This window comes from Diaphorobacter sp. LI3 (assembly GCF_022807955.1).
GTDB classification, from domain to species: domain Bacteria; phylum Pseudomonadota; class Gammaproteobacteria; order Burkholderiales; family Burkholderiaceae_C; genus Diaphorobacter; species Diaphorobacter nitroreducens.
Map to the genome: position 1 here is coordinate 321,955 of NZ_CP094346.1, position 9,319 is coordinate 331,273.

The window sequence follows — 9,319 nt, forward strand, 5'->3', positions numbered from 1 at the left end:
GCCATTCCCTTCCCCACGACAAGGTGCATTCCATGCCAATCAAAGCCCTCGCTCTTGCCGCCACCGCAGCAGCCGCCACGCTGGTGTCGCTGCCCGCCGCTGCCCAGTTCGCCAAGCCAGAAGACGCCATCAAGTACCGCCAGGGTGCGCTGTTTGTGATGGGACAGCATTTCGGCCGCATCGGCGCAATGGCCAATGGCCGCGTGCCGTTCGACGCGAAGGCTGCGCAAGAGAATGCCGATACCGTCGCCGCCCTGGCCGCTTTGCCGTGGGCCGGCTTCGGCCCCGGCACGGACAAGGGCGCTCCCACCAAGGCCAAGCCCGGCGTGTGGACCGAACAGGCCAAGTTCCAGGAGCATGCCGACAAGTTCCAGGCCGAGGCCGCCAAGCTGGCCGCCGCCGCCAAGACGGGCAGCCTGGACAACCTGAAGGCCGCGTTCGGCCCGGCGGCCAATTCCTGCAAGGCGTGCCACGACGCCTACCGCGCACGTTGATGCGCTATTGAACTAGTAGCTGCTAGCGCTTGCTGCATAAGCGCGAAAGGCCGATTTCGTTCAGGAAATCGGCCTTCTTTCTGAAGAAAGGTGCTTCAGGCTTCGGCCAGCAGGCGTTCGATGAGCTTGTGCAGCTCCTCGAAATCGGGTGCGCCGATGTAGCTCTTCACGATCTCTCCGCGCTTGTTGACGATGTACGTGGTGGGGGTGAGCTTCACGTCGCCCCAGGCCTTGGCCACGGCGCCGGTGTTGTCGATGGCCACCTTGAACGGCAGCTTGCGCGTTTCGGTGAAGTTGACCACGTAGCTCGGCGGGTCGTAGCTCATGGCCACGGCCAGCGTCTCGAAGCCCTGGCCTTTGTACTTGTCGTAGGTCGCGACGATCTCGGGCATCTCCGCCACGCAGGTGGTGCAGCTGGTGGCCCAGAAGTTCACCAGCGCCACCTTGCCCTTGAGGTCGGCGGTGGTCTGCTGCGAACCGTCGAGCAGAACGAACGTGGACTGCGGTGCCTGGGACGTGCCCGAGCCCAGCACCACCACGGCGCCCACGGCAGCGCCCGCCACCAGGGCGCCCGCCGCCAGCCATTTCTTGATCTGCATAACCAGGTACTCCGTGTGGGCCGCCGTTCGGGTGGCCGTTCGTGTGTTTGATGCGATAGGTACGGGATTGTGCCGCGCGGGGCGTTCCAGCACTCGCCACCATGGGATTGCCAGCAAGGCGGTAAGTTCACCGGACGGCCGGCCGCGAGCGCGCAGTTTGCGCCAGCGCAAAGCCCTGGGGCCCATACCGTGCGCCGTCTAGAGGGGCAACCGCCAGCAGCCAGCCAGGGCGGCGCTGGGAATAATCAGGCACATGACCCTTGCTCCTGCCGGCGCGCGCCGTCTCCTGACCCTGGCCTTCGCGGCCAGCATGCTGGCGCTGGCCGCCTGCAGCCCTGCGCTGAATTGGCGCAGCGTCACCTTGCCCGACGCCGGCCTGGCGCTGACGCTGCCCTGCAAGCCCGAGTATGCGAGCCGGCCCGTGGACCTGGGCACGGGTGCCGTGCCGCTCGCCATGGTTGGCTGCGAGGCCGATGGCGCCACCTTCGCCGTATCCCACATGCCGCTGGCCGAAGCGGCGCAGGCCGGGGCGATGCTGGCGCGCTGGCAGGCGGCCGTACAGGCCGGCATGCGCGCTTCGCAGCCGGCTGCACCCGTCGCCTTCGTGCCCACGCGCGCGCTGGCTGTGCCGCAGTCGGTGCGGCTGCAGGCGCAGGGCCAGGCGCCCGGCGGCTCGGCCGTCACCGTCGATGCCGTGTGGTTCGCGCGCCTGGAGGGCGGCCAGGCACGTCTGTACCACGCGGCGGTCTATGCGCCGCGCCGCACGACGGCCACGGCGGCTGACACCTTCTTCGCCAGCCTGGCGCTGCAGCCATGAGCGTGCTCACGCGGCGCACGGCCGTGGTCGTCTTCTTGGCCTTTGCGTTCACCTACTTCATCTCGGCGCTGCTGCGCGCGATCACCGCCACTCTGGCGCCCACACTGGAGGCCGAGTTCCAGTTGCATGCGCGCGACCTGGGGCTGCTGGCGGGTGGCTACTTCCTGGGTTTCGCGCTCACGCAACTGCCGCTGGGCCGGTGGCTGGATCGTCACGGCCCGCGCACGGTGCTGCTCGGCTTTCTGGGCGTGGCGGTGGCGGGGTGCCTGGTGTTCTCCTGGGCCACGGGCTTCTCGGGGCTGCTTGCGGGGCGCATGCTGTGCGGCGCGGGCGTCAGCGCCTGCCTGATGGCTCCGCTCACGGGGTTCCGGCGCTGGCTGGAGCCTGGTGCGCAGCTGCGCGCCAACTCCTGGATGCTGATGACCGGTTCGCTGGGCATGGTGGCGTCCACGCTGCCGGTGCAGTGGCTGCTGCCACTGGCAGGGTGGCGCCCGTTGTTCTGGGGGCTGGCGGCGCTCATCGTGCTGGCCATGGCGCTGCTGGCGCTGGGCGTGCCGCGCTGGCCGCAGGCGCCGGCAGAGTCGGGAGCAGGCGTAGAAACGGGCTATGCACAGGTGTGGCGCCATCCGTACTTCCTGCGCACGGCGCCGCTGGGCTTCTTCTGCTATGGCGGCATGGTCGCGGTGCAGACGCTGTGGGCCGCGCCCTGGATGCAGCACGTGGCCGGCTATACGCCGTTGCAGGCCGCCACCGGGCTGTTCTGGATCAATGTGAGCATGCTGCTCACCTTCTGGACCTGGGGCATGGCCAGCCCGTGGTTGCTGCGCCGCGTGGGCGGGGCCGACCCGGTGATGGCCGCGAGTTTGCCGCTGTCACTGCTGGTGCTGGCGGGCATTGTGTTGGCGGGCGGACGTGCGGGCGCCGCGGCCTGGGCGCTGTATTGCGTGTCATGCACCAGCGTGGCGCTGTCGCAGCCCGCGGTGGCATTGGCGTTCCCGCAGGCGCTGGCGGGGCGCGCGCTGTCGGCGTACAACCTGGTGATCTTTGCGGGGGTGTTTGCCGTGCAATGGGGTATTGGCCTGGCGGTGGACGCGTTCGTGGCCGCCGGGCTGGACATGGCGCGCGCCTACCGGGCCGCCATGGCGCTGCACCTGGCCTGCACGGCGGGAGCCTATGCATGGTTCATGGCGCGGCGCGGGCACGGTGATAATGCACTGCACTGCAGTACCCCATGAATACGCGCCTTCTCATCATCGCCCACGCCCCTTTGGCCCATGCGCTGCGTGAATGCGCGCTGCACGTGTTCCCCGACTGCTGGCAGGAGGTGCTGGCGCTGGACGTGCCGCCCCATGAGGCCCCCGAGGCCACGCTGTCGGCCGCCCGCGCGCTGATGGAGCAGCAGGGCGAGGCCTCGGTGCTGGTGCTGAGCGACCTGTTCGGCGCCACGCCCTGCAACGTGGCCCAGCGGCTGGTGGACGGCCTGCAGTCCCGCCTGGTGGCGGGCGTGAACCTGCCCATGCTGCTGCGCGCCGTGAGCTACCGTAGCGAGCCGCTGGATGCGCTGGTGGCACGCGCCCTCGTGGGTGGCACGCAGGGCGTGATGCAGGTGGGCGCGGCCGCGCCGCAGAATCAAAACCGACGTCCGTCTCATGATCAAGAAGAACATCACCATCAGCAATAAGCTGGGCCTGCATGCCCGCGCCTCCGCCAAGCTCACCAAGATGGCGGGCAGTTTTCCCTGCGACGTCTGGATGCGCAAGGGAGAGCGTCGCATCAATGCCAAAAGCATCATGGGAGTGATGATGCTGGCGGCGGGCATGGGGTCCGAGGTCGAGATCGAGACCGATGGCGCGCAGGAGCAGGAAGCCATGGATGCGCTTGTCGCGCTCATCGATGGCAAGTTCGGCGAGGGCGAATAAACCGCAGGCGAGGCACGCATGACCTTCTCCATCCACGGTCTGGCTGTCGCGCGCGGCATCGCCATCGGGCGGGCGGTGCTCGCGGTATCCAGCCGCATGGAGGTGGTGCACTACTTCATCGAGCCCGGCCAGGTTGAGGCCGAGATCCTGCGTGCGCGCCGCGGACGGGACGCGGTGGCCGAGGAGCTGCAGCGCCTGCAGGCCGACATGCCGCACGACGCGCCGCCCGAGCTGGCCGCGCTGTTGGACGTGCATCTGATGCTGCTGCAGGACGAGATGCTGGTCAACGGCGTCAAGCACTGGATCACCGACCGCCTCTACAACGCCGAGTGGGCGCTGACCACGCAGCTGGAGATCATCAGCCGCCAGTTCGACGAAATGGAGGACGACTACCTGCGCGAGCGCAAGGCCGACCTGGAGCAGGTGGTGGAGCGCATCCTGCGCCACATGCGCGGCGTGGCCAGCCCCGTCGCGCCGCCGCCCTCCGCCCCCCGCCGCCAGGCCGAGGCGGGTGCGGAGGCGGAGTTCCTGCTGGGCGGCGCGGCCGATGCGCCGCTGGTGCTGGTGGCGCACGATTTGTCGCCGGCCGACATGCTGCAGTTCAAGCAGAGCGTGTTCGCCGGCTTCGTGACCGACGTGGGGGGCAAGACCAGCCACACGGCCATCGTGGCGCGCAGCATGGACATCCCCGCCGTGGTGGGCGCGCGCAGCGCCAGCCAGTTGGTGCGACAGGACGACTGGGTCATCATCGACGGCGATGCCGGCGTGGTCATCGTCGACCCCACGCCGATCATCCTGGCGGAATACGGCTTTCGCCAGCGCCAGATCACGCTGGAGCGCGAGCGCCTCATGCGGCTGCGCCACACGCCGGCCGTCACGCTGGATGCGCAGGCCATTGAGCTGCTGGCCAACATCGAGCAGCCCGGTGATGCGGGTGCCGCGTTGCGCGCAGGCGCGGCGGGCGTGGGGTTGTTTCGCAGCGAATTTTTGTTCATGGGCCGCAGCGGCCGCCTGCCGGATGAGGAGGAGCAGTACCGCGCCTACCGGGAGGCGGTGGAGGGCATGCAGGGCCTGCCCGTGACCATCCGCACCGTCGATGTGGGCGCCGACAAGCCGCTGGACAAAGGGCACAAGGACAGTTCGCTCAACCCGGCGCTGGGCCTGCGCGCCATTCGCTGGAGCCTGGCCGATCCGGCCATGTTCCGCACCCAGCTGCGCGCGGTGCTGCGCGCGGCGGCACACGGCCCGGTGCGGCTGCTGTTCCCCATGCTCGCGCATGTGAGCGAGATCCGGCAGACGCTGGCCCAGGTGGACCTGGCGCGCGCCGAGCTGGACGCACGCGGCGCTGCCTACGGTGCGGTGCAGCTGGGCGCCATGATCGAGGTGCCGGCTGCGGCGCTCATAGTGCGCCAGTTCCTGCGCTACTTCGACTTTCTCTCGATCGGCACCAACGACCTGATCCAGTACGCGCTGGCCATCGACCGCGCGGACGAGGCCGTGGCCCACCTGTACGACCCGCTGCACCCGGCCGTGCTGCGGCTGGTGGCCGACGTGATCGCGGAGGGCGCGCGCCAGGGCAAGAGCGTGAGCGTGTGCGGCGAGATGGCGGGCGATGTCGCCATGACCCGGCTGCTGCTGGGCCTGGGCCTGCGCAGCTTCTCGATGCAGCCGGCGCAGATCCTGGCCGTCAAGCAGGAGGTGCTGCGCGCCGACGCGCGCAAGCTGGGCGAGTGGGCGCAGCAACTGTTGGATGCGGACGATCCGGCTGCGTCGTTGCAAGCGCCCTGATCGCTATTTAAATAATAGCTGCTGGCGCTTGTCAGTATTGGCCTAGAGGCCGATTTGACTTGTATTCCGAGTCAAACGCCAGCGGCGTGCGCCTGCTGGTCGGCGTGGTAGCTGGAGCGCACCATGGCACCCACGGCGGCGTGGCTGAAGCCCATCTTGTAGGCTTCTTCCTCGAACATCTTGAAGGTGTCGGGGTGCACGTAGCGGCGCACCGGCAGGTGGCTGTTGCTGGGGGCGAGGTACTGGCCGATGGTCAGCATCTCGATGCCATGGGCGCGCATGTCGCGCATGACTTCCAGGATCTCCTCGTCCGTCTCGCCCAGGCCTACCATCAGGCCGCTCTTGGTGGGCACGCCGGGGTGCAGTTGCTTGAACTTCTTGAGCAGGTTGAGGCTGAACTGGTAGTCGGAGCCGGGGCGTGCTTCCTTGTACAGGCGCGGCACGGTTTCCAGGTTGTGGTTCATCACGTCCGGGGGCGCGGCCTTGAGGATTTCGAGCGCACGGTCGTCGCGGCCGCGGAAGTCGGGCGTGAGGATCTCGATCTGCGTGCTGGGCGAGAGTTCGCGGGTACGCTGGATGCACTCCACGAAGTGGCCCGAGCCGCCGTCGCGCAGATCGTCGCGGTCCACGCTGGTGATGACCACGTACTTCAGGCGCAGCGCGGCAATCGTCTTGGCGAGGTTCAGCGGCTCGTCTTTGTCCAGCGGGTCGGGGCGGCCGTGGCCCACGTCGCAGAACGGGCAGCGGCGCGTGCACTTGTCGCCCATGATCATGAACGTGGCCGTGCCCCTGCCAAAGCATTCGCCGATGTTGGGGCAGCTGGCTTCCTCGCACACCGTGTGCAGCTTGTGCTCGCGCAGGATGTTCTTGATCTCGTAAAAGCGCGTGGTGGGACTGCCTGCCTTCACGCGGATCCACTCGGGCTTCTTGAGCACCTCGCCCTGCTCGACCTTGATCGGGATGCGCGACAGCTTGGCCGCGGCCTTCTGCTTGGCCAGCGGGTTGTAGGCTTCGGTGGACTGCGCTTCGCGCACGACGTCGGGAGTGCTCATGGCTGCTGAGGGAGAGGTCAGGGCGCGAGGCGGCGTGCGAGCTGTTGGCCCAGCATGGCCGCGGCATCGTCCCAGGGGATGTGGACGCCGATTGTAGAAAGGTCCACCGTTTGCAAACCTGCGTAACCGCAAGGGTTGATGCGGGAGAAGGGTTCCAGGTCCATGGCGACGTTCAGCGCCACACCGTGGTAGGTGCAGTGGCGCGCGACCTTGATGCCCAGCGCGGCGATCTTGCCCAAGCCGGTGAAGTCCGGCTGGGGTGGGCCATCGGCGTGGGCACGTTTTTGCGGACGCTGCGGCAGCATGCTGTGGCCGCGCGGATCATCCAGGCGCACGTAGATGCCGGGCGCGCCGGCCACGCGGTGGCCCGTCACGCCGTAGTGGCCCAGCGTGCGGATCACGGCTTCCTCAATGCGGTACACGTATTCCTTGACGTAGTAGCCTGCACGGCGCAGATCGATGAGCGGATAGGCCACGACCTGGCCGGGGCCATGGTGCGTCACCTGCCCGCCGCGGTTGGTGGCAACGACGGGGATGCCGCCGGGCGAGAGGACGTGGTCGCTCTTGCCGGCCAGGCCCTGTGTGTACACCGCGGGGTGCTCACAAATCCACAGCTCGTCGGGCGTCTCGTCAGTGCGCTCCTCCGTGAAGCGCTGCATGGCGGCCACCGTGGCCGGGTAGTCCACCCGGCCCAGCATGCGCAACTCCATGGTGCGGACGTTCAGAGCACGACCTTGACCATCGGGTGCGAGGTCAGGGCCCGGTACAGATCATCGAGCTGCTCCCGGCTGGTGGCAGTCACGGTGATGGTCACGCCCAGGTAGTTGCCCGCGCGGCTGTCGCGCAACTCGATGGTGGAAGCGTCGAAGTCGGGGTCGAAGCGGCGCGCAACCTCGGTGACGGCATGCACGAACCCGTTCACGTTTGCTCCCATGACCTTGATGGGAAAGCGGGACGGATATTCGATCAACGAGTCCTTGCGAGGATCGGCGGAAGAGGGCTGGTTGGGCGTCGTCATTAGGCTCTTTCAAGGCCGGAGGGGTCGAAGGGAAGGGGCGCCCCAAGCGGGTGGCGATGGTATACCCGCGGTTCGCTGTGGCTTTAGGCGAGCCCCGTGGCCGCGCTGCACCACAATGGGCGTTGGCGCGTTGCCACAATGGTGCGGCTATGTGCAGTGATCCACCCGCGTTCCGTTACCGATTGTGGATCGGCCGGGGTTTTTACTTATAATCAAGGGCTTTGTGAAAGTTTTGGTCTGTGGCGCAGGCGTCTTCCAACGATAAAAAAATCGCCTCCGAGACTGAATCTGAGGTTGAGGATTCCGACTTCAAGCCCCTGACTGCACAAGAGGCGCAGGAGTGGCGGTTACGCCATCCGGCGTTGTCGGTCTGGCGCATTGTCTGGGGCCAGGCGGCGGTGGGGGCGGTAGTGGCCCTGCTGGCATGGTGGCTGACGGGCAGGCTGTCGGTGGCATGGTCCGCCGGGTATGGGGCTCTGTCCGTCGTGGTGCCGGCGGCGCTGTTTGCCCGTGGCATGGCGCGCAGGCGCTCCACGGCTGGTGCTGCGATGGTCGGGCTTCTGGGTTGGGAGTTGGTCAAGATTGCATTGACCGTCGCCATGTTGGCGGCGGCGCCCCGGGTAGTGCCGGGGCTCAGCTGGCTGGCGTTGCTGGTCGGCATGGTGGTAACGATGAAAACGTACTGGATCGCGCTGCTGGCGCGGCCTGGTGTCCGACGAACCGATTGATATTTGAGAGAAGAGTTGTCCGATGGCCGCAGATGCGCACGCCCCGACTGCAAGTGAATACATCGTTCACCACCTGCAGCATCTCCAGAACATCAAGCAGAAGTCCATCATCGACTTCTCGGTTGTCAACCTCGATTCCGTTGCCGTCAGCGTGATCTTGGGTGTTTTGGGTCTGTTCGTCATGTGGCTCGCTGCCCGCACGGCCACTTCCGGTGTGCCAGGCCGCTTCCAGGCGGCTGTCGAGATGCTGGTCGAGATGGTGGACAACCAAGCCAAGGCCAATATCCACAACGCGCAAAGCCGTAAGTTCATTGCACCTCTGGCGCTCACCGTGTTCGTCTGGATTTTCCTGATGAACGCCATGGACCTGCTGCCGGTGGACCTGCTGCCCGTGCTCTGGCAGGGCGCCACAGGTGACTCGCATGCCTACCTGCGCGTCGTTCCCACCGCCGACCTGTCCACCACCCTGGGTTTGTCCAGCGCCGTGCTGATCCTGTGCTTCGTGTACAGCATCAAGATCAAGGGAATGGGCGGCTGGGCGCATGAACTGGTGACCGCGCCCTTCGGTACCAGCAAGAACCCCGTTTTCGCCCTGATCCTGGGCGTGGTCAATCTGCTCATGCAGATCATTGAATACGTTGCCAAGACCGTGTCGCATGGCATGCGACTGTTCGGCAACATGTACGCTGGTGAGTTGGTGTTCATGCTGATTGCCCTGATGGGTGGCGCAGCGGCTATGTCGCTCTCTGGTGTGTTGCTCCCCGTGGGGCACATCATTGCGGGCTCTATCTGGGCGATCTTCCACATCCTGATCATCACCCTGCAGGCCTTCATTTTCATGATGCTGACGCTGATTTATCTCGGCCAGGCGCATGAAGCTCACTGATCCTTTCGTTTCCTTTCT

The 9,319-nt window shown here is 66.8% G+C and carries 12 protein-coding genes; 8 read left to right on the top strand and 4 right to left on the bottom strand.

The features are described from left to right. The first annotated feature begins 32 nt into the window (after positions 1-32). Positions 33-494: a c-type cytochrome gene (locus tag MRB47_RS01535; RefSeq protein ID WP_012655367.1), complete on the top strand. Its 462-nt coding sequence runs from the start codon at positions 33-35 to the stop codon at positions 492-494. 95 nt (positions 495-589) lie between these two features. Here MRB47_RS01535 and MRB47_RS01540 read toward each other — a convergent pair whose 3' ends face one another. Beyond that, positions 590-1,093, bottom strand: a complete 504-nt coding sequence (locus MRB47_RS01540) for a TlpA disulfide reductase family protein (protein WP_011803756.1) — start codon at positions 1,091-1,093, stop codon at positions 590-592. A 253-nt stretch (positions 1,094-1,346) separates the two neighbouring features. Here MRB47_RS01540 and MRB47_RS01545 point away from each other — a divergent pair, with 253 nt between their 5' ends. Genes MRB47_RS01545 through ptsP form a run of 5 tightly spaced genes read left to right on the top strand, consistent with a single transcriptional unit; the run spans position 1,347 to position 5,617 of the window. Further along, a complete protein-coding gene (locus MRB47_RS01545; RefSeq protein WP_012655368.1) occupies positions 1,347-1,910 on the top strand; it encodes a hypothetical protein in 564 nt (187 codons plus the stop codon). Then, on the top strand, positions 1,907-3,145 hold the full coding sequence (locus tag MRB47_RS01550; RefSeq protein ID WP_047349365.1) for an MFS transporter: 1,239 nt from the start codon (positions 1,907-1,909) through the stop codon (positions 3,143-3,145). The genes MRB47_RS01545 and MRB47_RS01550 overlap by 4 nt, the downstream gene beginning before the upstream one ends. After that, positions 3,142-3,591: a PTS sugar transporter subunit IIA gene (locus MRB47_RS01555; protein ID WP_011803759.1), complete on the top strand. Its 450-nt coding sequence runs from the start codon at positions 3,142-3,144 to the stop codon at positions 3,589-3,591. Before MRB47_RS01550 ends, MRB47_RS01555 begins: the two co-directional genes overlap by 4 nt. After that, on the top strand, positions 3,560-3,829 hold the full coding sequence (locus tag MRB47_RS01560; protein WP_011803760.1) for an HPr family phosphocarrier protein: 270 nt from the start codon (positions 3,560-3,562) through the stop codon (positions 3,827-3,829). The genes MRB47_RS01555 and MRB47_RS01560 overlap by 32 nt, the downstream gene beginning before the upstream one ends. Before the next feature lie 18 nt (positions 3,830-3,847). Beyond that, on the top strand, positions 3,848-5,617 hold the full coding sequence (gene ptsP / locus MRB47_RS01565) for a phosphoenolpyruvate--protein phosphotransferase (protein ID WP_252101714.1): 1,770 nt from the start codon (positions 3,848-3,850) through the stop codon (positions 5,615-5,617). Between the two features lie 71 nt (positions 5,618-5,688). On the opposite strand, the gene lipA is transcribed toward ptsP, so the two are convergent. From lipA to MRB47_RS01580, 3 genes are read right to left on the bottom strand one after another with little or no spacing between them, the layout of a single operon-like run. Further along, on the bottom strand, positions 5,689-6,669 hold the full coding sequence (gene lipA / locus MRB47_RS01570; protein ID WP_011803762.1) for a lipoyl synthase: 981 nt from the start codon (positions 6,667-6,669) through the stop codon (positions 5,689-5,691). 17 nt (positions 6,670-6,686) lie between these two features. Next, positions 6,687-7,379, bottom strand: a complete 693-nt coding sequence (lipB, locus tag MRB47_RS01575) for a lipoyl(octanoyl) transferase LipB (RefSeq protein ID WP_252101715.1) — start codon at positions 7,377-7,379, stop codon at positions 6,687-6,689. A gap of 11 nt (positions 7,380-7,390) precedes the next feature. Next, a complete protein-coding gene (locus tag MRB47_RS01580; RefSeq protein WP_088887827.1) occupies positions 7,391-7,687 on the bottom strand; it encodes a YbeD family protein in 297 nt (98 codons plus the stop codon). Positions 7,688-7,926: 239 nt separating this feature from the next. On the opposite strand from MRB47_RS01580, the gene MRB47_RS01585 reads away from it, so the two are divergent. Continuing rightward, positions 7,927-8,415 (top strand): ATP synthase subunit I, encoded by a 489-nt coding sequence (locus tag MRB47_RS01585; protein WP_252101716.1) that lies wholly within the window; start codon positions 7,927-7,929, stop codon positions 8,413-8,415. A gap of 22 nt (positions 8,416-8,437) precedes the next feature. After that, positions 8,438-9,301: a F0F1 ATP synthase subunit A gene (gene atpB, locus MRB47_RS01590; protein ID WP_012655375.1), complete on the top strand. Its 864-nt coding sequence runs from the start codon at positions 8,438-8,440 to the stop codon at positions 9,299-9,301. The last annotated feature ends 18 nt before the right edge of the window (positions 9,302-9,319 follow it).